Raw genomic sequence first — 24,695 nt, 5'->3', positions numbered from 1 at the left:
ATTTTACTGCCAAACGTTAAAGAAGTGATGAACGGGGCCATGTCCATGCCCCAGTTTGTAATCAGCGCCAGCCGCAAGCGCACCCGTTAAATAAGCTTTGGCTTCGGTAACGGCATCCACCACCGACAGCCCTTTGGCCAAGCCGGCGGCAATGGCCGACGATAGGGTACAGCCCGTTCCGTGCGAGTTGCCCGTTTGGATTCTTGTTGTCGGAAACGAATGCTGTTCGGTTGTTGATACATAGAGTAGATCGGTGCTTTCGTCGGTTGTCAAGTGGCCTCCTTTCACCAGAATAGCCCCCGGGCAGAGTGTTGCCAGGTTAACGGCGGCCTGTTGCATATCGGCCATTGTCTCAACCGGATAACCCAGCAGCACACTGGCTTCGGGCAGGTTGGGGGTAATGACAGATGCGATGGGTAACAGATGGGTCTTGAGCGCGTCGACGGCTTCGTCCTGCAACAGTTTGTCGCCACTTTTGGCTACCATAACGGGGTCTAAAACGATCGTTTTAATGTCAAACTCGACCAGCGTTTTTGCCACCTGTTCAATGACTTCGGCGGAGTGAAGCATGCCAATCTTCACCGCATCGGCCCCTATGTCGCTCAATACGGCCTTCATCTGTTCGGCGATGAACGCTGGTGGTACCGGCATAATGCCTGTTACGGCTTTTGTATTTTGGGCCGTCAGGGCAGTTATCACCGACATGCCGTAGCAGCCAAGGGCGGCAAACGTTTTGAGGTCGGCCTGGATACCGGCTCCCCCGCCACTATCCGACCCGGCAATGGTAAGGGTGCGTGCGTATGTTTTCATGGGTTTGTTTGATGAATGAGTTCCCGGCTAGCCTCATACGGTGACGGTTGCCCGCAAATGGCTGACACCACAGCAGCCCCCGAAGCACCGGCCTGAAGAATAGATTGAATATTGATTGCATTGATGCCGCCAATGGCAAAGGTGGGCAGGCTGGTTTGCTGGCAAATGGCTCGAAGTCCATCTAACCCAAGCAGGCTTGACGTATCCTGTTTCGTGCCCGTCGGGAAAATGGTGGCGATGCCGAGGTAATCCAGATCAGCACCCTGGGCGGCTTCCAGTTCAGCCATACTATTGATCGACAAACCTATGATCTTGTTGGGCCCAATGAGTGACCGGACAAGGTCATAGGGCATATCGTCCTGCCCGACGTGAACGCCATCTGCATCGACAGCCAAAGCGATGTCGACCCGGTCGTTGATAATGAGTTTTGCCCCGTAGGCTTGCGTAATTTGTTTTAGCGCAATGCCCAGTTCCAGAAAGGCGCGGGTCGACAGTTCTTTTTCCCGTAACTGCACCCAGCGGACCCCCGCCCGGCAGGCTTCTTCGACCACGAAGGGTAACGTATGGCCCGCCTGCTGCGCAATGCCGCTGTCGGTCACTAAATAGAGTCCGTTCACGCGTGGGTCAGTTGAAGACGGGCCGTTATAGCGGCTTCGGTCAGTTCATAAAGCGCGTCGAGGAAATTAAGTTGCAGGCTGCCGGGAGCTGCTTTTATTTCAACGGCCAGTTCGCCAGCAATGCCCATGACGGCCATGGCGTGGGTAGCAGCCTGAAAGTAATCGGGATTGACAGCGGCAAAGGCACCCGTCAGCGCCGTAGCGGTGCAGCCCATACCCGTCACTTTGGTCATGAGCGCATGGCCGTTACCGATAGTGGCCGTTTTGTCACCCTGAATGATGTAATCGGTCTCGCCACTGATAACCACTATACCACCAGTTAAAGCACTAAGCCGCCGGGCCGCGTCTACGGCGGCTTCGGAGCCATACAGGCTGTCGACACCTTTTGTTTGGGCGTTCAGGCCAGCCAGCGCCATAATCTCAGACGCGTTTCCCCGAATTACATCGGGTGCGGCCAGCGCCAGCAGTTCTTCACTAACCTGGTTGCGGTAGCGCGTTGCGCCAACGCCAACCGGGTCGAAAACGATGGGTTTGCCCAATGCCTTTGCCTGACGCATCGCCAGCCGCATACCTGCCACGAACGTAGCGTCGAGCGTGCCGATGTTGACGACCAGTGCACTCGAAATGGATACGAAATCTTCTACTTCTTCGGGGGCATGAACCATAGCGGGCGAAGCACCTAACGCCAGCAGGGCGTTGGCTGTATTGTTCATGACAACGAAGTTGGTAATATTATGGACAAGCGGGGCCTGCGTGCGAATACGCTCGACGTCGGTCCAGATGGATTGAGCAGATGGAATCATGTTGCTGTCGAAAGAGTCAATAAGCAGCAACTTTAGGAGAGCGGGGCGCTTCTCGGTAACTTTTCCCTACGGCAGTATAAGCTGCATCAGGTAATGAGGGTATCCTCTCAGTCAGACCGGTTTGGTACTGACACCCCTAAAGTTGTATCGCAAAGGTAGAAGATAATGAATTACGAAATTGTAAAAAATGTAAAACTGCCTCCTGACTTTAGAAAGTTTGAGATAGCTTTACAGCTTACATTCCTACTCCCCAGAATCTGTGAAATCGACGTCTATTCGTTACTTATTCCTGCTACTCGCTACGCTGGGAACCGCCTGGCCAACCGTTGCTCAAACCCCCGGCAATACCTTCGTCAACGGCGACCTGCTGCCCAACGCCCCCGAATTGGCCGCTCGGGGAACCTATGCTGTTGGCGTGCGGACGATGAAACTCGTGCACAAAGATCAGGTCGATGTGCTGCACCCGAAAGATGGTAAAAGTCCGCTGTATGACCGTACGCTGACGCTCGATGTCTGGTATCCGGCCCGACTTCCGGCCAATAAATCGGCCCTGGTCATGTACGAATCCGTTTTAGGTCGGTCCAATGATCCCAAGCGACCACTCGTTCCCTTTACATTTGCCGGTCGGGCCAGCCGCGATGCTGAACCAGACCCCAGCGAAGGGGCCTATCCACTGGTCATCGTTTCCCACGGCTATCCCGGTTCCCGCTTGCTGCTCACGTATCTGACCGAGAATCTGGCCTCGAAAGGTTATGTTGTTGTCGCTATCGATCACGCCGAATCGACCTACAGCGATTTGGCCGGATTTCAGAGTACGCTGCTAAATCGACCGCTCGATGATCTGTTTGTACTGAACGAAATGGCCAGGCTGAGTGCCAAAAGCAGCAACATGTTTCTGGCAGGATTGCTCAACGCCAATAACACCGCTCTGATCGGTTATTCGATGGGCGGCTATGGTGTGCTTAACGTTACGGGGGCCGGGTTTAGTCCGCAGGCGGTTAAGCAGTTTGGCCAATTAGCGCAGGGAAGTACGGCTCTGGAAGCCCGTGCTATGGATTCGCCAGCCTATAAAGCATCCCTTGATCCCCGCATCAAGGCTGTCGTTGCTTTCGCGCCCTGGGGTATGGAACGGGGCATGTGGGATGCCAAAGGATTGGCCGGTCTGACCTTGCCGACGCTGTTCGTGGCGGGTAGTAAAGATGATGTATCGGGTTATGAGAAGGGTATAAAAGCCATTTATGACGGAGCCGTCAACGCTGATCGTTACATGCTAACCTACGTCAATGCCCGGCACAATGTGGCGCCCAATCCACCGCCTGCCGCTACGTTACAGCCCGGCGTATCGGCCGATGAGTATGGCCATTATGCCGAACCCGCCTGGAATGAACACCGGATCAATAACATCAACCAGCACTTTGTAACGGCTTTTCTGGGAATCCATCTGAAGAAAATGGATTACGCTAAATTCCTCGACCTGCCCGAAACTGACGCCACCGGGCCGTGGACGGGCTTCAAACCCCGTACGTCGGTCGGCCTGGAGATGCGTCATGCGAAGCCGTAGGCATCAATAACGAAAGTCATAAGCCCCAGTGCCACGGCGTAAACGGAGAAATGCACGAGGCAAACCTGTTTAAATCGTGGCACTGGGGTTTATGACTTTTTTATAAAACTACGTTTACGCTTCGTCGTGAATCAGGTTTTTTATGTCAGCCGCTAGTTCAGGTGTCACCGTTACGCCATGAACCTGCTGAGCATGTTCGGCGGCCTGTGCCAGTACTTCCTCGTCGGTATTGGCCCGCACAACGGCCTCGCAATCAAAACCGGCATCTCTACAGTGTAATGTTTTCATGAACTAAGTGAGTTTTAGTGAACCTGATTTCGTCTATTAATCAGTAAGTTAATTGGTTTGCTCATGCCAAAATTCAACTATTGAGCAAATGGTCAATGAACAGTTTCAGTTGGTTACTGAGCGGCTGTCATGGCTCTGTTGATATGGAACGGAAACAGCATCTTAAAGTAGAAAGGCTGACAGATCGTCCTTATAGGTGAGTTATCCAGCTGCAATAGCCTGGCAAACGGGACGTAATTCGCTCGATGCGCTCAGTTATCATTCTTCGTTAAACCCTACATGAAACGCACAATTCCATTTTTGATGTTAATGCTGGTGGGCAGCCTGACCAGCCAGGCCCAGTCGTTTGGTAAACTCGTGAAGAAAACACCGGGTATGGTATCATACACCCTGCGCGAGAGTTTTTCGAAAGACGTTCCTGGTACGCTGGATAAAGTGAAAGCCTGGGGCATCACCGATATTGAGTTCTCCAGCCTGTTCGGAAAAACCGCTCCCGAACTACGCGCCCTGCTCGACCAGCGCGGGCTTACCTGCAGCAGCTATGGCGTGAGCTACGATGCCATTGCCAATAAGCCGGATTCCATTCTGCAAAATGCAAAAGCACTGGGTGTTAAATACGTTCGTATTGGTTCGATACCGCATAAAACGGCAGCAACGCTGGAGATGATGCAGCAGGCGGCTGAAGTATTCAACCGGTTTGGCAAACAGGCCCACGACCAGGGTATCATGTTCTGCTACCACAACCACGGCTTTGAATTTCAGCCCTATGAGAACGGAACGCTGTTCGATTACCTGGTGGCCAAAACCAACCCCGAATATGTTGGGTATGAGATGGATGTTACCTGGACCTACTTACCCGGTCAGGACCCGGCCGCGCTTCTGCTGAAGTACCCGAAGCGGTTCCGGCTTATTCACCTGAAAGATGTGGAGAAAGGCGTGGCAAAGAGTGATAAAGGCAGTATGGCCAATGAGCAGTCGGTGGTGTTGGGTACCGGCCAGATCGACTGGCCCGCCGTTCTAAAAGCCGTTAATAAGTCGTCCATCGCTCACCTGTATATCGAAGACGAAAGCAAAGCCGCCGAGCAGCAGGTGCCACAGAGTTTGACGTACCTGAAAAGCTTATAAGCGAAAGAAGTCAAGCATAAACGCCAGTGGGTGTCTGAAGTAGACACCCACTGGCGTTTATGCTTGAGGAAGCCTATATTTAATCTTTGTTTCTGTATTATTTTGGAAATGATTTCGTTAGCAATCAGGGTACCTGTCGGTTATTGAACGTACAGATTGCACTGCAAACGCTATGAAATGGACGATTACAGCTAGTTTATTGGCTACTTTGGTATTGGGATTGGCCGTTGTTTCCTGTCATGAGACAGAGGTGGCCCCAACGGGACGAATGCGGATAGCCTTCGATAACGTTGTGGGTACATCGGACCTTAAACTTAGCGCAGGTACTTATCAGAATGCTGCCGGAGAATCGTTCTCGGTGACCAAATTCAACTATTTCGTGAGCAACATCCGGCTTCAGAAGGACGATGGCAGCGAATTTGTGGTGCCCCAGGATAGCAGCTATTTTCTAATACAGGAAGAAAAACCAGCTTCTCAAACCATTACGCTGTCGAACATTCCGGCGGGTAATTATACACGAGTAACCTTTGTTGTAGGAGTCGATAGTGCTCGCAGCATGGCCGACATTAGTAAACGGACCGGTATACTTGATCCAGCGCTGAACAATGGTATGTACTGGGACTGGAACTCAGGCTACATTTTTATGAAGATAGAAGGTACATCGGCTGTAGCACCAGCTGCCCAGAATAATGCCTTTTTTTACCACATAGGCGGCTTTGGGCGGGCTAACGTCAAGATAAACAATATACGTACCGTTTCACTGCCCTTTGCGGGTACCGCTGCCCGTGTTGAGGCCGGTTCTACGCCGACGATAGGGCTGAAAACGGATGCGCTGAAGATATTCAACGGCCCAACCAAATTAAGCATCGCTCAGAATCCGTCGGTCATGTTTGAACTCTACTCGACGAATATTGCCGATAATTACGCACAGATGTTTAGTTACGATCGCATACTGGCTAATCAATGAGGTCGCTGAAGACGATATCGGCAACACGGGGCGGGCTGTTGGCCAGTGTGTTTCTGTTTTCATTGGCAGTTGCCTGTCAATCAGGCAAAAATGTCGATCCAACGCCCGAGCCGCCTGCACCCGGTGGGGGAGGTATTCAATACCAGACAACTCCGGTGTCTCTTCGGAAACCGGCCAATTTCCCGGACGTTGCGTATGACCTGAGCCAGAATCCATTGACAGTTGAGGGCGTATCGCTTGGCAAGACGTTATTTTATGACCCGCTCCTGTCGCGCGATACCACGATTAGCTGCGGATTCTGTCACCAGCAATTCGCGGGTTTTGGTCACTCCGACCACCCCTTGAGTCACGGCATCGGGGGCAAGTTTGGCACGCGTAATGTACCAGGCCTGGAAAATCTGGCCTGGGGGCGCGAGTTCTTCTGGGATGGGGGCGTTACTAACCTCGATGAACTGCCCATATCGCCCATTCAGAATCCGGTTGAGATGGACCTTAAATTTTCGGAGGCCCTGAATCGGGTGCAGAAGAACCCCCGCTATCCGGCTCTGTTCAAAGCAGCCTTTGGCTCCGACACTGTCACGACCGCCCGTTTTCTAAAAGCGATTTCTCAATTTCTCCTGACGATGGTATCGGCTGATTCACGTTACGACAAATACGTTCGGAAAGAGGCTGGGGGGGACCTGAACCCCGATGAACTGGCCGGATTATCGATTTTCCAGCAGAAATGTGCTACTTGCCACGCGACTGATCTGTTTACCGACCGAAGTTATCGGAACAATGGCTTGCCCGTAGGATCCATCAATGATCAGGGACGGTACACCATTACCCTAAACGAAGCCGACCGACTGAAATTCAGGGTTCCCAGTCTCCGAAACGTTGAGAAGACATTTCCATACATGCACGACGGCCGATTTGCAACGCTGGACCAGGTACTTAATCACTATAGTGGTGGCATAAAAGATAGCCCCACCCTTGACCCCGCCCTGAAATCCGGCGGACAACTCGGTATCGCGCTGACAACTACCGAAAAGAAACAGGTCGTGGCCTTCCTGAAAACCCTGACGGACGATACATTCATCAGCAACCGGGCATTCAGCGCCAATTAATGCGTATGGCTCACCCGATGTTGCCGGATATTGAGCAGATGTGTAATGACCAGACCGGCTGAAGCTGTGTAGGCAATGTATTCAAAAACAGGGTCGGCGTCTTCCAGAAGCAGAGCAACAGAAAATAAGAGCAGAAATCCCCACAGACTACGTTTAATAGCCGGGGGCGCATAGTGACGGGTAGCAAAGTAAACCGCTACTATGTTAACTCCGATAAACACATAATCAAGGCTCAGATAACCGACACGGAGCGTTGAATTCTGGAAAACTGAACTTGTCAGCAATAACACGGGCGTAACCAGGCAGTGAATGATGCACAGGATGGAACCGGTTATGCCGATGTAGTCAGCTTTGCGGGAGAGAGTATCTGTTTTCATGAGCACGCACAAAATTACGATGCTTTAGGCAAACGTACATCTCGTTAACTCACTTTTTTGCAACAAAGTTGCGAAAAGATATAGGATGTATGATGTAGGACATAAGCGTGCGCCAGCAATACATCATACATCCTATATCTTTACATCTTTACGCCCAGATCATGCTAATGACGCCCATGAGCATAATTAGTTTACAGAGGTTGCTGAGGTAACCGAAATCTCGCCGGGTATCGGCTATGATGAGCCGGTAGGTTAGCCAGGCTATCGGGAGTAGAAGAAGGGTGAAAATAAACGTAAGTCGTGTGTTATTCAGGGAGTTGGCAATGATAAAAAGACTAATCAGGAAAACTCCGATCAAGACATACAGCAGGTATTTTGTTCGACGGAGCCCCCAGATGATTGGCAACGTTCGGCAACCGAAACGAGCATCGCCCCGAATATCCTGCATGTCTTTTATGATCTCGCGAATAAACGAGATACCAAAGGAGAACAGGGCATAGATGAGAATTATGCCTGTGTTTTGCCGATAATAAACAGCCAGAATAATGAGGGAGAGGGCCGTTAAAAGTGAAATGACAATGTTGCCAATGGCCGGCTGACGCTTGAACTGGGCTGAGTAAAACCATAGCAGCGATACCGATAGAACATCGGCTACGAAAACCCATTTGCTTAAATAAAGACCGATCAGGCAGCCTGTTACGTTGAGCACCTGGTGTACGCCCATCGCTACCCGCCGTTTAAGATACCGCCCAATTACCACTCGCTCCGGTTTGTTGATCAGGTCAATCTTTATGTCGAAGTAATCATTGATAATGTACCCGGCGGCCGCAATACAGACGGTCGACAATGAAAGAAGCCAAAGAGTAGGGTCAGTCAGGCACTTGATAGCCTCTGTTTTAGGGCCAACCAGAAACACACGCGCCAGAAATTGCGTCAATACGACAATCAGTAGATTCTGTACCCGAATCAGGCGCAGAAAACCGGACGTAAACGCTGAGAACGGAATGGACTGGCGGGCCACCATAACTGAATTTTTATCAAAAATAGGGATTTTGAACGCAGGAATAAAGGTACTCAATTAGGTAGCGATAAGGAAACGGCAATAAAAACCGGTCCATAGCATTGTCTTTCATAGTTTAGGGATTCTTTTTACACTTGTTTGTTGTTGAGAGACAAACTCGTTCTCTCACGCATGAAAATTGGTATTGTGTGCTACCCAACCTTTGGGGGCAGTGGTGTTGTCGCCACTGAACTTGGCAAAGGGTTGGCCAAAAATGGCCACCAGATTCATTTCATTACCTATCAGCAACCACCCCGGCTCGATTTTTTCAACGAAAACGTATTCTATCACGAAGTAAATATACCGTCATATCCCCTGTTTCAATACGCGCCTTATGAGTCGGCGCTGGCGAGTGAAATGGTTAACGTTGTCACGAATGAAAACGTTGATCTACTGCACGTTCACTATGCTATTCCGCACGCATCAGCTGCTTACATGGCCAAGATGATTCTGCGTTCGCAGGGGCGAAACGTGCCCGTTGTAACAACTCTGCACGGTACCGATATTACACTGGTGGGTAAAGATGCTTCTTACGAGCCGGTTGTTACGTTCAGCATCAACGAGTCGGATGGGGTAACGTCGGTGTCGGAGAACTTGCGGGAGGATACTTATAAGCATTTTAATGTTCACCGGGAAATTGAAGTCATTCCCAACTTTATCGACCTGAGCCGGTTCAAGCGCCAGCAAAAAGAACACTTTAAAAAAGCGATCTGCCCCAACGGCGAAAAGCTGATCGTTCATACGTCCAACTTCCGGCGGGTAAAGCGGATTGACGATGCCGTCATGATGTTTTATCATATCCAACAGCAAACGCCTGCCAAGCTCCTGCTCGTGGGCGACGGTCCTGAGCGGGCTCGTATTGAGCGGCTCGTGCGCGACCTCGGCATTTACGATCAGGTTCGGTTTTTGGGTAAGCTGGATGCAGTGGAAGAAGTACTGTCGGTAGCTGACCTGTTCGTTATGCCTTCTGAGAATGAGAGCTTTGGCCTGGCTGCGCTGGAGGCACTGGCTTGCGAAGTTCCGTTGATTACCTCAAACGCCGGTGGCTTGCCCGAACTGAACCTTCAGGGCATTACGGGATTTCTGAGTCCGGTTGGCGATGTAGCCGATATGGTCAAAAACGCGCTCTATGTATTAGATGACGCCAACCTGCCAACCTTTAAAGAGAACGCACTGGCGCGGGCTAAAGAATTCGAACTGTCGCGTATTTTGCCTCTTTATGAAGCTCATTATGAACGGGTACTACAGACTACACAGCCACTGGTCTCCTGAACTTATTTAAACATCAGCGTCTGTTAATCAGTTTTTCTGTCGGCCCTCCCGATAAAGCCAACTGACCATACTGTAAATCACGCTCTACGGCCGACGGTCAGTGCCCCGGAGTAAATTATACATCTGAATGAATCCAAACATACCGCAAACCGATCGAAAGCGCATTGTTATTGTTGGTGCCGGCTTTGGTGGCCTGAAACTGGCCCGCTACCTGTCGCGCCGGAAAGAGTTTCAGGTGGTCTTGCTGAACCGGCAGAATTACCACGAGTTTCAGCCGCTTTACTACCAGGTAGCAACCGCTGGTTTGGAAGCCAACTCTATTCTGTTTCCGCTACGGGCCGTGTTTGGCGATTGTAAGAACGTTCATATTCGGGTAACGAACGTTACGGGCGTTCGTCCGGCCGACAAAGCCGTAGATACAGAACTGGGTCCCGTTACCTACGATTATCTGGTAATGGCCACCGGTGCCGACACGAACTTCTTCAACCAGCAGAACATCATTGAAAAAGCATTGCCCATGAAATCGGTGGCTGAGGCCATTGCTTTGCGGAACCGGATGCTGCAAAACTTCGAGGATGCACTGAGCGTGGAAACCCTCGATGAGCGGGAAGGCCTCATGGATGTCGTGGTAGTAGGAGGGGGACCCACAGGCGTCGAACTCTGCGGAACGCTGGCCGAAATGCGTAAAACGGTATTGCCAAGCGACTACCCGGAACTGGACTTCAAGATGATGGACATATTCCTCATCGAGTCGGGAGGGGAGTTGCTGGGGCCAATGTCGGTACAGTCGCAGCAGCATTCGCTCGCGTATTTGCAGGAGCTTGGCGTAAACGTTCGTCTGAATACACGGGTAAAGGATTTTGACGGGCGTGTGGTAACCATGAACGACGGTACTAGCCTGCGAACGAACAACCTGATCTGGGCGGCTGGCGTAAAGGCTAACCCACTGGCGGGTTTACCGCCGGAAGTGATAGGGCGGGGTGGCCGGATTCTGGTAAACCGCTACAACCAGGTTCAGGGATATACCGATATTTTTGCCATTGGCGATGTGGCTCTGATGACGGAAGAGAAATGGCCGAATGGGCACCCGCAAATTGCGCAGCCCGCCATCCAGCAGGGTAAGCATCTGGCTAAAAATATGATTCGCTGGGCCAGGAATGAGACTCCGGTTGAGTTTACCTACCGCGATCTGGGCACCATGGCGACCATTGGGCGGGGGCTGGCCGTAGTGGATCTGCCTTTTTTGAAGTTTCAGGGATTCTTTGCGTGGATAACTTGGTTATTTGTTCATCTAATGTCGATTGTGGGTGTTAAGAACCGACTAGCTATCTTTTTGAACTGGATGTTCAACTACCTGACGTATAATAACTCGTTGCGGCTTATCATACGTCAGAAGATGCCTAAAGGCAATATGGCAGCCATGCAGGAAAAACTCTCTGATCAGCTGGAAGTTAGTAAAACATAAGTTACGATAGTAAAATTGGTTTACTATCGTACTCAACAAAGTCGATTTCGTTTTATTTTTGTGCCAGTATTACTCTTTGTTAATGTTCTTTCTCTATGGAATCAACTACTGAAAAGCTGCAAACCATGGCCGGTCACGGAAAAACCCGGCCTAAAAATAGCGGTAGTAAAAAGCTATTTGACAATCCTATTCTTGAAGCCCTCTCCCGGACACATATTATGGTCCCGATCTCAATGTGGCTTGTTTTATCGGCATTTTTAGGATGGTATGCATTTACTTATACAGACATGGGTACCAGCATGATTGCGACCCTGTTCTTCACCGGATTGCTTGTGTTCTCTTTGTTTGAATATATTCTGCACCGGTACCTCTACCATCTGACCCCATCGACTCCCCAGCGGGCCAAGATTCAGTATACCTTTCATGGTATCCACCACGAATACCCAAAAGACAAAACACGGCTGGCTATGCCTCCCGCGCTGGCTATTTTTGTGGCCGGAGCTTTCTTTGGCCTGTTTTTTCTGTTGATGGGCGAAGCGGCTTATGCCTTCTTCCCTGGCTTTCTGGTTGGTTATTCCGGTTATCTGGCGGTTCACTTCATTGTGCACGCTTATGCACCACCGAAGAACTTCTTTAAAGTTCTGTGGATAAACCACAGCGTACACCACTACAAAAATCCGGAGAGCAACTACGGCGTATCGTCGCCGTTCTGGGATTATGTATTTGGTTCGTTCCAGAAGTAAGTTGATACCGTCCCATAAAAAATCCCCTGAAGCCGAACTTCAGGGGATTTTTTATATATGTATGGGCTACTTTAACTTCTCATTATCCAGATGCCGCGTCGCATCTCTGCTGTTTTTCTTGTCGAGGTTTTTCTGAAAGGCTTCGGTCAGGTCGACGCCGGTCTGGTTGGCCAGGCAAATCAGTACCCACAATACATCGGCAAGTTCATCGCCAAGATCCTTGTTTTTATCCGATTCTTTTTCGGATTGCTCACCGTATCGACGGGCAATGATCCGAGCGACTTCGCCAACTTCTTCGGTGAGCTGGGCCATGTTGGTCAGTTCGTTAAAATAGCGAACACCAACGGTTTTGATCCACTCGTCAACGGTGGTTTGGGCGTCTTTTATCGTCATGACGAAATTACTTTTCCGGTATAAATGTCAACGAGCTGAACTGGCTTTCATCGAAGACCTCCTGCGCCAGTGATTGCAACTGCCCGGCAGTTACGGATTTAATATCATTGAAAATATCATTCAGCGATTCGACACGGTCAATATCGAGCAGGCTTTTGGCCATCATAAGCATAAAGCTATTGTTGCTTTCTTCGGCCATGGCCAACTGTCCAACCAACTGCTCTTTGGTTTGATGCAGTTGCAGGGTGGTGAGCGGTTGTTCGCGCAGTCGTTTTAACTCTTTACCGATCAGCGATTGCGCTTTGTCCACTTTTTTGGGATCGGTGCCAAAGTAAATACCCAGAAATCCGGTGTCCAGATAGGGTGTATAGCTGGCATCGATGGAGTAAACGAGTCCGTATTTTTCGCGCAGATTCAGGTTGAGCCGGGAGTTCATACCCGGACCACCAAGGAGGTTGACGAGCATAAAAAACGGAAGCCGCCGGGGGTCGGTCAGGCCGTAGGCGGGTCGTCCCATCGCGCATTGTGCCTGGGTGATGGGCCTTTCGACGCGTGTCTGGCGGGGCGTATAATCCGTAGGTTTCGTCCGCTGGCGAGCCGAGTGCTGGGCCGGTACGTCCCGAAAGTATTTTTCGGCTACTTTTACAACCTGTTTAAATGGTAACTTACTGACCGAAGCAAACACGATCCGGCTGGTGTCGTAATTCTGGGCAATGAACTGCTGAAGGTCTTCGCGCCGGAATGAACTTACGGTATCGGTGGTGCCGAGAATGTTACCACCCAGTGCGTGATTTGGAAAAACCAGTTCATCGAAATCATCCTGAATAGCATCTTCGGGCGAATCGTAATACATTGCCATTTCTTCGAGAATGACGCCCCGTTCCCGCTCGATCTGCTTTTCGGGGAAAATCGAATGAAACGTAATGTCGGCGAGAAGTTCAGTTGCTTTCTCGAAGTGAGCGTCGAGGACCGAGGCATGAAAACATACCTTTTCTTTTGTTGTATAGGCGTTTAATTCGCCCCCAATGTTTTCTAAACGCGTTATAATGTGGTAGGATTTTCGTTTCTCCGTACCTTTGAAGGCCATATGCTCCCAGAAGTGGGCCAGCCCCTGCTGTTGTGGTTGTTCGTCACGGCTGCCGATGTCGAGCATAATGCCACAGTGGGCAATCTGGGTATGTGGCATCTGCTTATGCGCAATCCGAATTCCGTTGGGCAACGTGTATACTTCGTAATCTTCCATTCTTAGCTTTTACGCATTGAGCGTACTAATGATAACCGCTACCAATCCGCCCCGGTTCCTGATAATCCAAACCGCTTTCATCGGTGATGTGATTCTGGCTACAGCCATGCTCGAACAACTCCACGAGGCCTACCCTACGGCGGTGCTGGATATATTGGTCCGCAAAGGTAATGAGGGTTTGCTGGCCAATCATCCCTTTCTGAACGAAGTACTAATCTGGGATAAAAAAGGAACTGGTGGTCCGTTTGCCAAATACCGAAACCTGTGGCAGTTACTGGACATTATCCGCGATCGTCGGTATACCGCTGTGTTTAATCTGCAACGGTATGCAACAACGGGTATGCTCACCGTTCTGTCAAATGCCGACATGACGATTGGGTTCGATAAAAACCCAATGGCCCGTTTTTATACGCATCAGGTTGAACACCGCTTTGAGCCGGGTGTACACGAGGTCGATCGAAATGCGGGTCTGCTGCGGGCGTTGGGCGTGAGGGGCGGTTTTGTGCGTCGGCCCAAACTCTATCCTTCCCAGGCCGATTACCAGGCCGTAAAGCCGTACCAGCATCAGCCCTACATATGCATCGCTCCTATGTCGGTCTGGTTTACCAAGCAGTATCCGGTAGAACGGTGGATCGAGCTGATTCAACAGCTTCCCGAAACAACAACCGTTTATTTATTGGGTGCTCCCACCGACGCGTCGGCCTGTGAGGCTATCCGGGCTAAAACTGAGCCGGGCAGGAACGTGGTTAGTCTGGCGGGAAAACTCAGTTTGCTGCAATCGGCGGCTCTGCAACAGAAAGCGGTTATGAATTATGTCAATGACTCGGCCCCCCTGCACTTGTGTTCGGCTATGAACGCGCCAACAACCGCTATCTTTTGCTCCACGGTACCCGAGTTTGGCTTTGGCCCATTGGCCGATGTATCCCGTGTGGTGCAAACGCCCGAGCAACTGGATTGTAAACCCTGTAGTTTACACGGGCGTCCGCGCTGCCCGCTGGGTCATTTTGCGTGTGCGTGGGGCATCCGACTCGACGAACTGGCAAACCTGAGCAGGCAGAAATCCGACCAGCCTGATTCGACCGTCTGATCGCTTGTGTTCCCCTCATTGCCTGGTTTTTTGGGGATTGACAGTTGCAAATGTTCACAATGTAGATTGATATTTATATTTTATTTGGATAATATTGTTTTATTGGAATTATATAGAACTAATAAATATTTATCGCAGAATAATAGTTGATTGTGGGCTCATAATGCTATATATTTGATCTGTTAGCACTGGTTATGGGGAAATGTCAGTTGATTTTGACTCACTTACCCGGTTTTGTAAGCCATTGACAAGTCAATACCTATTCTTAACTCATCTATCGATACGGTAAGACCAACCCTCTGTTATGTCCATCAATCGTCGTGACTGGCTACGGGCCAGTATGTTATCTGGCCTGAGCCTGGCTGCTGCCCCGGCGGCATTCTGTGAACCGGAACCCGAAATGCCCAAAGGGTACAAGGTGCCGAAAGTGGGGTTAAAAGCCCGGTTGTCGGCCAACGAGAATCCGTATGGTCCGTCGCCCAAAGCTCTGAAGACCATTACAGAAGCAGCACCCGATGGTTACCTGTATGCGATGGAATACGCCAAGCAGTTCCGGAAACTGGTTGCCGATACAGAAGGCGTTCCCGAAGAGTATGTGCTGCTGGGTGCGGGCTCCGGCGAGTTATTGACGGCCGCGGCACTCTGGTCGGCTTACCGCCCCAATGCGGGCCGGACAATCGTTGCCCCCGATCCAACGTTCGATGCCCTTCCTCGCGCGGTTATCAAGCATGGCGTTACGATGGACCGTGTTCCGCTCGTAGCCGCTGATGGCTATGACATTAACCTCAATAAACTGAACGAGCGCGTTGGCAGCCAAACGGGTATGGTTTATCTATGTAATCCCAATAACCCGACGGCTATAACCGTTGACCCCGCTAAACTCCGCGCTTTCTGCGAAGCGGTAGGTGCAAAAACGCCCATTCTGGTCGATGAAGCCTATATTGACTATACACCAGATCCGAAAGCTTATACGATGGTCGACCTGGTGAAAAAAGGCAGTAACGTTATTGTTACGAAGACCTTCTCGAAGGTACACGGTTTCGCCGGTTTACGGGCTGGGTACATGATTGCCAAACCAGAGTTGCTGGAGCAGATTGCCAAGTTTGCAACCGGTGGCAGTTCCATGAGCATGACCACCTTACGGGCCGCTATCGTTAGCTTGCAGGATAAAGATTTTGTGAAATATTCGCTGGGCAAAACGCAGGAGTCGAAAGATTTTCTGTACAAAGTACTGAAGCAAACCAACTACGAGCCGCTGCCATCGGGCGCTAACTTCGTCATGTTCCCCATCCGGATGAAGGGCGAAGATTTCGTGACCCGCATGATGGACCAGGGCGTGAGCATCCGCCAGTGGAAGTTCGACGGCCAGTACTGGTGTCGTGTTAGCCTGGGCACTATGCCGCAAATGCAGGCTTTTGCCGATGGTTTAAAAATGATTTCTTAATAACAGCCTGAGTGGCTGATTAGTAAACTTCCTGCATAAGTGGTAACATACCGTGTTGCCACTTATTTTTTTGTCCTGTGTTGACTCACTTTGCAGACTGAGCGACAATAACAACCTCTTGCGAAGTGGAGGGGTTGTGGTTGCCCGAGGAGGTGGTAAGGGGTATTAACAAACCACCTTCCGACCGTTCGTAGAAGAATCCGGTGAATCGGCCCACACGTCCTTCGTAATCGGAAGAAGCATTGGTTTTGAGAAGAGAAAATTGGTAGTCTGAATTGGTGAGTTTGACTACCACCGCTTTACTTTCTGTCGATCGTAAGCCGTTGCGCCAGTAATCAGTTCGCATCGTTAACTGATCCGCGCCTGTTACATCCAGGGCTATGGTGAAGTTGTCTACGCCAATCTTGTTTATTCCTGGCATATACCCTGCCGAACCTTTCCGAACTGAATACAGGGTATCATTCGATACGATGTAGGCGGTTACAATATAGCGGCCTGCAGCCCCGGCGGCCACTCCTGTAAGTCGGTCGCTGGACTGGCAGCCAAATAAGCCGACCAGGGTAAACAGGAGCCATAGTGTGCTGATTAAGTTGGTATGTATGGCTGTAAGCTTCAAACGCATTTATGGTGTTTCAGTCTAAATAACCCTTAAGTTATTTGCTACTGTAAGCTATTTTCTTAAATGGCTTTGGCTGCAATGCTCCTGATCGTAGTGGACAATCATCTTTAAGTAGTTTCAATACCATCTCGTCCTCTTTGATCATCACCTGATAGATCCCAATAGCCTGGGTGTCGCAGGGACTACTCCCACTTACTTTTTTCCAGGTCAGCGAATCACCTTTCATCGTGTAGGTCATCGTTTCGAGCAACTGCTTGTCCGCTACAGTATACATCGTGATTGTATCTGCTCCATACCGAAGAACAACATCCACGACTTGGCTCGTCTCGACAGTACCTTGCCAGGCTGTATTGGCTAACTGGTTTTTTACCTGGGCAGTAGCCGTTAAGCTACCCCATATTAGAATAATAATGACAAAGAACAGTTTCATAAGGTAAAGTAATAATGAGTCATTAAAGGAAGCCCAAATCTATTAAGACAGGACGGTTAGCTGTAGCGTATAATTACCCGATTTCAGAGTTGTATAAAGGGAATTATACTGATTAGTTGATACTATATTCAGAACGATTGTATAAGTAACGTTATGTCAAGGAAAACAAGAAAGATCAGACAAGCCTACTATTGTTTGAACCATAGGGAAAATAGCCAAACTATTTAATTAAGTTTGGCTTATTAAAGTCTGTTAACATATCACCCTCCGTTTACACCCTTTTCCCAAAAGGGTGAGACATTTATTGTCCAAAATGTAAACGGCTACACCAACTTACTTGTCCGGTAAGTTTGGGTCTCACGTCAATTTCGTTGCCAAGGTCAGAAACGTACAAGCAGGCTTGTCGTGTTATGACTTTCTTATAGGCAATTCACCTGACTGAATCAGTACATAGTTTCAACTGGCAGTCAAAAGCAGGTTAACAGCATGATAATTAACAACAATTCGATAATTGCCATCTTAGGGGGTGCCGGTAAAGCAGGACGACCTTTGGTTGAGCAGACCCTTGCAGCGGGCTACTCCGTCCGGCTCCTTTTACGCTATCCTCAAGAGTTCAACCTATCCAGTGAGCGGTTAGAAATCGTTCAGGGTGATGTTCGTGATGCTAGTTGCGTCCGTAGGCTATTGCAGGGAAGCAGTGCTTTGCTAAGTACTCTCGGTCATACGAAGGGAGAAACTACACCCATGATGAGTACTGCAACCCAAAATTTTGTGGCCATCATGGAGGAGCTTGGTATCAGTCGTTGTGTAGTTGTGACAAGCCTTTTCGTAACTGGCCGCGAACAATTAGACGCAAGGACTCAGGAAGCCGCCGATTACATGCAGCAACACTACTCGTTATTCATGAATGATCGGCAACTTGAATTTAAATTGCTCTCAGAGAGCAATCTGAATTGGACCTACGTACGAGTGCCTTTCATCACTCAAGATCCCGCAACGGGAGGTGTAGACATTAATCTAGATCACTTGCCAGGACAACGCATCACAGCCGTTGATTTGGCAAACTTTCTGATTAGTCAACTTAACGACCAGCGTTACATTCAGCAAGCTCCCTTTATAGCGAGCAAGTAGGGTTAACAAAAAATGCGTTTTTGATGATCACAGAAAAGCCAGCTTGTTGCTGGCTTTTTTGTGTATAAGCACAAAGTATATTAATTAACAATCTATAAGGTCCATCCATTAAGGACTATCAAACGAAGTGCTATCTCCTTTTCACTTTATTCTTTTATCGTTACGGGCTTTGTTGGGTCGATGCGTAGCCAGAGCAAGGCACTGACCAGCAAACACCCGGCAATCATAAACAGCGGGTAGCTGAAGTTATGGGTATTCTCAACGATGATGCCGAACAGAATGGTAATGAAAAAGCCGCCCAATTGCCCGGCAAAATTCATGGCTCCTGTTACAGAACCCGCATTCCGCTGGCCAATGTCTACACAAACGGCAAACGCAACCGGTAACGCCAAATCCTTCATCAGAACGCAGGTTGCCAGAAAATAACCCGCCAGTTGGTTGTCGGTAGTCAGGCCCGCCAGCAGGAAAAACAAACTCGATAAACCCAGTCCGCCAACACCCACCGCACGGCGACCAATTTTGAGCCCGTAGCGCTTGGTTAAGGCATCGCTCAGAATGCCGCCTGCCAGACAGCCGATAGCACCCAGAAAATAGGAGAGCGAAATAAAGTTTTTGGTCTGGTCTTCGGACATACCGCGCCCTTCCTGAAAATAAACTGACGACCAGTTGGTGAAGAAATACGATCCGTAAAAGAACAGGTGACACATGAGCATCAGCGCCCACAGGTCGGGGTTGCTGATGATGGTCTTCCAGGGAATCAGGTGGTCTGAAGACTTAATTTTACGTCCCCGTTCAATTTCCCGCACTTCCTCCAGCGTCATACCCGGCTGTGCCGCCGGTTCGTCGCGAAAGGAAAGGTACCAGCCTAAGGCCCACAGCACACCGAGGAGTCCTAACAGGACAAATGCCCACCGCCAGCCCGCCCAGTGTACCAGCGGAATAACTAACAGGGGTGTAAGGGCACCGCCCAGCCGCCCGGCGGCCCAGATCACGGATTGTGCCCGGCCCACTTCAACCGCCGGAAACCAGCGCGCAATGACAATGGATGAATTGGGGTAGGCACCGGCTTCGCCCGCGCCAAACAAAAACCGGACAACCAGCAGGTAAAGAAAATTAAAGGCAGTTCCGGTCAGCATGGTAAAACCCGACCACCACAAAACCACTCGCGTTAGAACACGCCGGGGCCCAATTCGGTCGCCGAGCGAGCCGGTTGGTATTTCAAAAAGAGCATAGGCCAGGGAGAAAGCGCCCAGAATCCAGCCAAACTGCTGATTATCAAGATGGAGGTCAGACTTGACGTACTTACTGACAACGTTCATGCAAACGCGGTCGAGGTAAGTAATAGTCGAGAGCAGGAATAAGCCCGCCAGTACGCGGTAACGAACCTTCATAAAGTGTCAATGAAGCAAAAAGGAAAAGGAGTAGGGTAAAGATAAGTTTGATAGACGAAAAAACAACAGATGTAGTTGATGATCAGGGATAAGTCACAATCAAATTCTGACAGAATGACCGAATTGATACTGTATGTTCTGTCGGATTGCTATTGGGTTGGTACTTCTGTTAAAAAAATCTTGGCATTCTCCCTTTATCCCAACCAATGACTGCCGTACTTTTACGGTATGTCGACCGTAACAATTGCCCCACTCGCCGAAAGCCTCCCTGCTTTTCTGGACTCTTATGATTTTTCAGCCATTGCTGTTATTGCTGATAACCATACATTCCGGTTTTGTTATCCTGAATTGAAAGCGTTTTTGCCCAAACACACACTCGTCCGAATCAAATCGGGAGAGGAGCAGAAGCACATTGCAACCTGCGAAATGATCTGGGATGCGCTCACACGAGCTAATTTCGACCGTCATGCGCTGGTACTCAACCTGGGCGGGGGCGTTATCGGAGATATGGGCGGTTTTTGCGCGGCTACCTACAAGCGAGGTATTGCCTTTGTTCAGGTACCTACTACCTTACTTTCGCAGGTAGATGCCAGTGTGGGCGGTAAGCTCGGTATTGATTTCCGGGGCTTCAAAAACCACATTGGGGTGTTTCAGCAACCCAACACGGTGTTAATTGACCCAACGTTTCTGGCCACACTGCCGGAACGTGAACTAAGATCCGGTTTTGCCGAAGTTATCAAGCACTGTCTCATCGCCGATGCCGCCATGTGGGACGAAATTCGTCGGCGCGACCTCGACGAGCAGAACTGGCCGGCCTTGGTCGCTCATTCAGTAGCGGTAAAGCAACGCGTCGTTGAACAAGACCCTACGGAAAAGGGACTGCGGAAGATTTTGAACTTCGGCCATACGCTGGGCCACGCAGTAGAAACATACTTTCTGACGCAGCCCCGGAAGCGGCTGCTGCATGGTGAGGCCATAGCGGTGGGAATGATTGCCGAAGCCTACATTGCCTATCAGAAAAAAATGATAGACGAATCGCTGCTTACACAGATCGAAGAATACATATTTGCCGTATATGGTAATGTGCGGTTTTCGGATGAGGATACAGAGCCGATTCTCGCTCTGACCTTGCAGGATAAGAAAAATCGGGGCCGTGAAGTACGAATGTCGTTGTTGGATGGAGCAGGAAGTTGCGCCTTCGATATCCTGGTGTCAAATGCCGAAATGCGCAAGGCATTGGAGTTCTACCGAGGCCTAAATAAATAAAGGATAATTTGGTCCTAGCCTATTGTTTGCCAAACAATTACGATTATATTTGAGTTCGACCCTTTAATATCACTACTTTTTATTTAAAACAAGTTATCTATTGAAAACTCTTTACAAGCTTTAGTATGAAAAAGTGCATCGGAATCTTATTTACACTGGCCGTCATTGCTGTTGTGGGTTGTTCGCCAAGTAGGTTATTTGTTGAGCATGACTATAGCTATGAAGGGCATTTCAAAAACTACGAATCATTTAATTTCCTGGAATGCGAGTTTGTCGACTCCACCTTGCTTTGTTCCGACATTCAGGACGCTATCCGGCATCAGATGGAAGCTCGTGGCTATCGCGTAAGCAACCGGAGCCCAAATCTGCTGATCTCGTATAACATATTCCGTTCCGACCTGCGGTTCCGGGGCTATCAACAGCCGGTTATCAAAGACTGGGTAGTTCGGGAAGACGACGATGCTACTTACAAACGTATCGACTATAACCTTGATGAGGGTACGCTGATGATTTCGCTCATCGACGCTGAATCGTATCAGGTTATCTGGAAGGGGTACGCATCCAAGATGATGCGCAACCAGAACTTTAAGAACAACTATTTCAAAGGCATAGTCCGGTCAATTTTTGACCAGTATCCGCTCATGGCTACCGCCAGATAAGGATATTTGCTACATCAGGGGAGGTCATTCAAGTTCAGACAAACTCCGGACTTGGATGACCTTCCCTATTTTGTTAACTCCTTGAAAATTCCTTCCAGCGAGTTTTCCTGCTGTCGAAGGCCAACCAGGGTCAGGTTACGGTCGGCGGCAAGGCGGAAGATGGCCCCTCGCAGATCGGTATCGGGCCCCGCCGTAATTCGGTATTGCCCATTGGCCAGCGGTTCTACACGCTCTACACCCGGAACGGAGGTGAGTATGTTTACATCGTCCAGTGCCCGTTCAAACTCTGCCACAACAACAATCCCTTCACCCGCCCATACGCGTCTGAGTTGACTCAGCGGTTGATCGGTGACAATCTGGCCTCGGTTGATGATAACCACCCGGTCGCAGATGGCTTCTACTTCCTGCATAATGTGCGTTGAAAACAACACGGTCTTATCGCGACCGGCATCCCGAATGACCTGCCTGATTTCGACTAACTGATTCGGATCGAGCCCTGTTGTCGGTTCGTCCAGGATCAACACGGGAGGATTGTGCAGCAGCGCCTGTGCCAGACCTACCCGTTGCCGGTACCCTTTGGAAAGCTGACTAATGCGTTTATGTTGCTCTCGCCCGAGGCCAACCAGGTCAATCATATCCGTAATGCGTCGGGTTAGTTCGACTCCGCTTATTCCGTGCAGCGAACCGGCAAACCGCAGGTATTCCTTCACGTACAGGTCGAGGTAGAGCGGGTTATGCTCTGGCAGATAGCCAACACTGCGCCGAACCTCCATGGGATGCGTCAGGACGTCGAATCCATTGATTTCAACCGTACCTTCGGTGGGAGGGAGGTATCCGGTCGCAATTTTCATGGTAGTTGACTTACCCGCACCATTTGGGCCCAGAAATCCGACAATTTCGCCCGGCTGCACACTCAGTGAGATTTGATTTACAGCCTTTTGCTGGTTGTATTCTTTGGTGAGGTTCCGGACTTGGATAGACATGGTAGATTAGGGATGACAAACAGTAAACGACGGACTGCCCACCGTCGGCATAAACGCTATGTAAAACTAACGTACAAAAAACCGGAAAGAATTTCTATTTTTATCGGTTTAACATCAATAGACAACGTTTTTCTTCTTCTCTTATGTCGCTTTTTCGAAAAAAGACCGTAACCCAAATCCTGAGTGATGCCGCAGAAGGCGAGTCCAGCAAACTGATAAAGACGCTGGGCGTTCGCGATCTAACATCATTTGGCATTGCAGCTATCATTGGGGCCGGTATTTTCAGCACCATAGGACTGGCAAGTTATAACGGTGGTCCTGCGGTATCGCTACTATTTGTGTTTACTGCCATTGCCTGTGTATTTACGGCCTTGAGTTACGCCCAGTTTGCCAGCACCGTGCCCGTCAGCGGCAGCGCGTATACGTATGCGTATGTGGCGTTCGGAGAAATATTTGCCTGGGTAATCGGATGGGCACTCATACTCGAATATGCGGTTAGCAACATGGTAGTGGCTATCTCCTGGTCGGAGTATTTCACCTCTATGCTCAGCGGATTCGGAATTACATTTCCTAAGTACTTTGCAACGGACTACGGCTCGGCATCGCGCGCGTTTGATCTAGTGCAGCAAACAAAGCAGGCCGGTACGGCTCTGACTACCTTACCTGACAATACCCGTTTGTTGGCCGATGCCTACGCTAATGCGCCTGTTGTTGGCGATCTTCACATTATAGCCAACTTGCCTGCCGGAGCAATAACGGCGTTAATTACGGCCCTGGTCTACATTGGTATTAAAGAGTCGCGTACAGCGAGTAATATACTGGTTATTCTCAAGCTGGGTGTAATTGCTCTGGTGATTGGGGTAGGAGCTTTCTACGTGAAACCGGCAAACTGGTCACCGTTCGCGCCAAATGGAATATCGGGTGTGCTGAGTGGCGTAGCATCGGTGTTTTTTGCCTTTATTGGCTTCGACTCTATTTCAACCACGGCCGAAGAATGTAAAAATCCCCAACGAGACCTCCCTCGTGCCATGCTCTATTGCCTGGGTATCTGTACGGTTCTTTACGTGCTAATTACCTTAGTGTTGACCGGTATGGTGAACTACAAGGAACTAGGCGTCAGTGATCCACTGGCCTATGTGTTCCAGAAGGTAAACCTCGATTTTGTAGCCGGGGTCATTTCGGTGAGTGCCGTGGTTGCCATCACCAGCGCACTACTGGTCTATCAGTTAGGACAGCCGCGCATCTGGATGACCATGAGCCGCGATGGACTTCTCTGGAAACGTTTTTCCCGCATTCATCCTACTTACAAAACGCCTTCATTCGCAACGATTGTTACTGGATTTCTGGTAGCGATTCCGTCGCTGTTTATGGATCTGAAGTTTTTCGTGGACTTAACCAGCGTTGGTACATTCTTTGCTTTCATCCTTGTTTGCGCGGGCATTTTATACCTGGATGCAAAAGGACTGACGGCGCAATCGAAATTCAAAGTGCCTTACATCAACGGTAAATTTATTATCGGGTCGGTACTCCTGGCGGTACTGGCTTATGTGCTGACCAGGGCTGATGTAAATGTCGTGCAAACGCTGGAGAGCAAACCCCTGCTTGTTGTTTTCTGGGGTGTATGGGTCGTTCTGGCCGTGCAAGGGTTTCGTTATAATTTCTCCCTTCTACCTGTAGTCGGCGTATTGACCAATCTTTACCTCATGACCGAGCTGGGTGCCAGTAACTGGCAGATTTTCGGTATCTGGCTGCTAATTGGCTTGGCTATCTATTTCTCTTACGGATTCAGAAAAAGTAAACTGGCGAATAAAGGAAATACGATTTAGTTTAGCTGTTTGCCCAAACGCTGACAGCA

Annotated in this window: 25 protein-coding genes and 1 riboswitch; of the genes, 13 read left to right on the top strand and 12 right to left on the bottom strand. The window is 49.7% G+C overall.

The features are described from left to right. Nucleotides 1-3: 3 nt before the first annotated feature. Genes thiD through thiM form a run of 3 tightly spaced genes read right to left on the bottom strand, consistent with a single transcriptional unit; the run spans nucleotide 4 to nucleotide 2,230 of the window. On the bottom strand, nucleotides 4-810 hold the full coding sequence (thiD, locus tag ACYVJM_RS08615; protein ID WP_461147819.1) for a bifunctional hydroxymethylpyrimidine kinase/phosphomethylpyrimidine kinase: 807 nt from the start codon (nucleotides 808-810) through the stop codon (nucleotides 4-6). Next, the gene (thiE, locus tag ACYVJM_RS08610; RefSeq protein WP_461147818.1) at nucleotides 807-1,427 is read right to left on the bottom strand and encodes a thiamine phosphate synthase; all 621 of its coding nucleotides are present in this window, start codon (nucleotides 1,425-1,427) and stop codon (nucleotides 807-809) included. The genes thiD and thiE overlap by 4 nt, the downstream gene beginning before the upstream one ends. Next, nucleotides 1,424-2,230 carry a hydroxyethylthiazole kinase gene (gene thiM, locus ACYVJM_RS08605; RefSeq protein WP_461147817.1) on the bottom strand — a complete coding sequence of 269 codons (807 nt, stop codon included), beginning with the start codon at nucleotides 2,228-2,230 and terminating at the stop codon, nucleotides 1,424-1,426. Before thiM ends, thiE begins: the two co-directional genes overlap by 4 nt. A 46-nt stretch (nucleotides 2,231-2,276) precedes the next feature. Next, nucleotides 2,277-2,378: riboswitch (TPP riboswitch) on the bottom strand. A gap of 111 nt (nucleotides 2,379-2,489) precedes the next feature. Between thiM and ACYVJM_RS08600 the strand changes: the two genes are divergently transcribed. Continuing rightward, entirely contained in the window at nucleotides 2,490-3,791 is a 1,302-nt protein-coding gene (locus ACYVJM_RS08600) for an alpha/beta hydrolase family protein (RefSeq protein ID WP_461147816.1), read from the top strand. A 114-nt stretch (nucleotides 3,792-3,905) separates the two neighbouring features. Here ACYVJM_RS08600 and ACYVJM_RS08595 read toward each other — a convergent pair whose 3' ends face one another. Beyond that, entirely contained in the window at nucleotides 3,906-4,079 is a 174-nt protein-coding gene (locus tag ACYVJM_RS08595; RefSeq protein WP_461147815.1) for a DUF1059 domain-containing protein, read from the bottom strand. A gap of 279 nt (nucleotides 4,080-4,358) precedes the next feature. Here ACYVJM_RS08595 and ACYVJM_RS08590 point away from each other — a divergent pair, with 279 nt between their 5' ends. The 3 genes from ACYVJM_RS08590 (at nucleotide 4,359) to ACYVJM_RS08580 (ending at nucleotide 7,277) form a co-directional block, all read left to right on the top strand. After that, nucleotides 4,359-5,204, top strand: a complete 846-nt coding sequence (locus ACYVJM_RS08590) for a sugar phosphate isomerase/epimerase family protein (RefSeq protein ID WP_461147814.1) — start codon at nucleotides 4,359-4,361, stop codon at nucleotides 5,202-5,204. A 172-nt stretch (nucleotides 5,205-5,376) separates the two neighbouring features. Next, the gene (locus ACYVJM_RS08585; RefSeq protein WP_461147813.1) at nucleotides 5,377-6,171 is read left to right on the top strand and encodes an MbnP family protein; all 795 of its coding nucleotides are present in this window, start codon (nucleotides 5,377-5,379) and stop codon (nucleotides 6,169-6,171) included. After that, nucleotides 6,168-7,277 carry a cytochrome-c peroxidase gene (locus ACYVJM_RS08580; protein ID WP_461147812.1) on the top strand — a complete coding sequence of 370 codons (1,110 nt, stop codon included), beginning with the start codon at nucleotides 6,168-6,170 and terminating at the stop codon, nucleotides 7,275-7,277. Before ACYVJM_RS08585 ends, ACYVJM_RS08580 begins: the two co-directional genes overlap by 4 nt. Here the strand turns inward: ACYVJM_RS08580 and ACYVJM_RS08575 are convergent. Next, a complete protein-coding gene (locus ACYVJM_RS08575) occupies nucleotides 7,274-7,654 on the bottom strand; it encodes a MerC domain-containing protein (RefSeq protein WP_461147811.1) in 381 nt (126 codons plus the stop codon). The genes ACYVJM_RS08580 and ACYVJM_RS08575 overlap by 4 nt on opposite strands. A gap of 148 nt (nucleotides 7,655-7,802) precedes the next feature. Continuing rightward, nucleotides 7,803-8,678, bottom strand: a complete 876-nt coding sequence (locus ACYVJM_RS08570; RefSeq protein WP_461148632.1) for a geranylgeranylglycerol-phosphate geranylgeranyltransferase — start codon at nucleotides 8,676-8,678, stop codon at nucleotides 7,803-7,805. Between the two features lie 168 nt (nucleotides 8,679-8,846). Here ACYVJM_RS08570 and bshA point away from each other — a divergent pair, with 168 nt between their 5' ends. The 3 genes from bshA to ACYVJM_RS08555 all read left to right on the top strand — a co-directional run bounded on the left by bshA (nucleotide 8,847) and on the right by ACYVJM_RS08555 (nucleotide 12,194). After that, nucleotides 8,847-9,986 carry an N-acetyl-alpha-D-glucosaminyl L-malate synthase BshA gene (gene bshA / locus ACYVJM_RS08565; protein ID WP_461147810.1) on the top strand — a complete coding sequence of 380 codons (1,140 nt, stop codon included), beginning with the start codon at nucleotides 8,847-8,849 and terminating at the stop codon, nucleotides 9,984-9,986. A 127-nt stretch (nucleotides 9,987-10,113) separates the two neighbouring features. Next, nucleotides 10,114-11,451, top strand: a complete 1,338-nt coding sequence (locus tag ACYVJM_RS08560; protein ID WP_461147809.1) for an NAD(P)/FAD-dependent oxidoreductase — start codon at nucleotides 10,114-10,116, stop codon at nucleotides 11,449-11,451. A gap of 95 nt (nucleotides 11,452-11,546) precedes the next feature. After that, complete coding sequence (locus tag ACYVJM_RS08555; protein WP_461147808.1) at nucleotides 11,547-12,194, top strand: sterol desaturase family protein; 648 nt, start codon at nucleotides 11,547-11,549, stop codon at nucleotides 12,192-12,194. Nucleotides 12,195-12,260: 66 nt separating this feature from the next. Here the strand turns inward: ACYVJM_RS08555 and ACYVJM_RS08550 are convergent, their stop codons facing one another. Both ACYVJM_RS08550 and ACYVJM_RS08545 read right to left on the bottom strand, forming a co-directional pair. Beyond that, the gene (locus ACYVJM_RS08550) at nucleotides 12,261-12,587 is read right to left on the bottom strand and encodes a nucleotide pyrophosphohydrolase (RefSeq protein WP_461147807.1); all 327 of its coding nucleotides are present in this window, start codon (nucleotides 12,585-12,587) and stop codon (nucleotides 12,261-12,263) included. A gap of 7 nt (nucleotides 12,588-12,594) precedes the next feature. Beyond that, complete coding sequence (locus ACYVJM_RS08545) at nucleotides 12,595-13,830, bottom strand: M16 family metallopeptidase (protein ID WP_461147806.1); 1,236 nt, start codon at nucleotides 13,828-13,830, stop codon at nucleotides 12,595-12,597. Nucleotides 13,831-13,858: 28 nt separating this feature from the next. On the opposite strand from ACYVJM_RS08545, the gene ACYVJM_RS08540 reads away from it, so the two are divergent. After that, nucleotides 13,859-14,917: a glycosyltransferase family 9 protein gene (locus ACYVJM_RS08540; RefSeq protein WP_461147805.1), complete on the top strand. Its 1,059-nt coding sequence runs from the start codon at nucleotides 13,859-13,861 to the stop codon at nucleotides 14,915-14,917. Nucleotides 14,918-15,221: 304 nt separating this feature from the next. Further along, the gene (locus ACYVJM_RS08535; protein WP_461147804.1) at nucleotides 15,222-16,361 is read left to right on the top strand and encodes a pyridoxal phosphate-dependent aminotransferase; all 1,140 of its coding nucleotides are present in this window, start codon (nucleotides 15,222-15,224) and stop codon (nucleotides 16,359-16,361) included. An 85-nt stretch (nucleotides 16,362-16,446) separates the two neighbouring features. Here ACYVJM_RS08535 and ACYVJM_RS08530 read toward each other — a convergent pair whose 3' ends face one another. Both ACYVJM_RS08530 and ACYVJM_RS08525 read right to left on the bottom strand, forming a co-directional pair. Beyond that, nucleotides 16,447-16,983 (bottom strand): hypothetical protein, encoded by a 537-nt coding sequence (locus tag ACYVJM_RS08530; RefSeq protein ID WP_461147803.1) that lies wholly within the window; start codon nucleotides 16,981-16,983, stop codon nucleotides 16,447-16,449. Between the two features lie 31 nt (nucleotides 16,984-17,014). Next, on the bottom strand, nucleotides 17,015-17,410 hold the full coding sequence (locus ACYVJM_RS08525; RefSeq protein WP_461147802.1) for a hypothetical protein: 396 nt from the start codon (nucleotides 17,408-17,410) through the stop codon (nucleotides 17,015-17,017). 486 nt (nucleotides 17,411-17,896) lie between these two features. On the opposite strand from ACYVJM_RS08525, the gene ACYVJM_RS08520 reads away from it, so the two are divergent. Then, complete coding sequence (locus tag ACYVJM_RS08520; protein ID WP_461147801.1) at nucleotides 17,897-18,541, top strand: NAD(P)-dependent oxidoreductase; 645 nt, start codon at nucleotides 17,897-17,899, stop codon at nucleotides 18,539-18,541. Between the two features lie 146 nt (nucleotides 18,542-18,687). Here ACYVJM_RS08520 and ACYVJM_RS08515 read toward each other — a convergent pair whose 3' ends face one another. After that, the gene (locus ACYVJM_RS08515; protein ID WP_461147800.1) at nucleotides 18,688-19,932 is read right to left on the bottom strand and encodes an MFS transporter; all 1,245 of its coding nucleotides are present in this window, start codon (nucleotides 19,930-19,932) and stop codon (nucleotides 18,688-18,690) included. Nucleotides 19,933-20,160: 228 nt separating this feature from the next. Between ACYVJM_RS08515 and aroB the strand changes: the two genes are divergently transcribed. Continuing rightward, nucleotides 20,161-21,198 carry a 3-dehydroquinate synthase gene (gene aroB / locus ACYVJM_RS08510; RefSeq protein ID WP_461147799.1) on the top strand — a complete coding sequence of 346 codons (1,038 nt, stop codon included), beginning with the start codon at nucleotides 20,161-20,163 and terminating at the stop codon, nucleotides 21,196-21,198. A gap of 125 nt (nucleotides 21,199-21,323) precedes the next feature. After that, nucleotides 21,324-21,857 (top strand): DUF4136 domain-containing protein, encoded by a 534-nt coding sequence (locus tag ACYVJM_RS08505; protein WP_097128552.1) that lies wholly within the window; start codon nucleotides 21,324-21,326, stop codon nucleotides 21,855-21,857. A 65-nt stretch (nucleotides 21,858-21,922) separates the two neighbouring features. Here ACYVJM_RS08505 and gldA read toward each other — a convergent pair whose 3' ends face one another. Continuing rightward, entirely contained in the window at nucleotides 21,923-22,840 is a 918-nt protein-coding gene (gldA, locus tag ACYVJM_RS08500; protein WP_461147798.1) for a gliding motility-associated ABC transporter ATP-binding subunit GldA, read from the bottom strand. Between the two features lie 143 nt (nucleotides 22,841-22,983). Between gldA and ACYVJM_RS08495 the strand changes: the two genes are divergently transcribed. After that, the gene (locus ACYVJM_RS08495; RefSeq protein WP_461147797.1) at nucleotides 22,984-24,666 is read left to right on the top strand and encodes an amino acid permease; all 1,683 of its coding nucleotides are present in this window, start codon (nucleotides 22,984-22,986) and stop codon (nucleotides 24,664-24,666) included. Nucleotides 24,667-24,695: the final 29 nt, after the last annotated feature.

The sequence above is a fragment of the Spirosoma pulveris genome, assembly GCF_054781875.1.
Note: the sequence above shows the minus strand (reverse complement) of the source record. Positions and strands in the feature narration are given on the sequence as shown.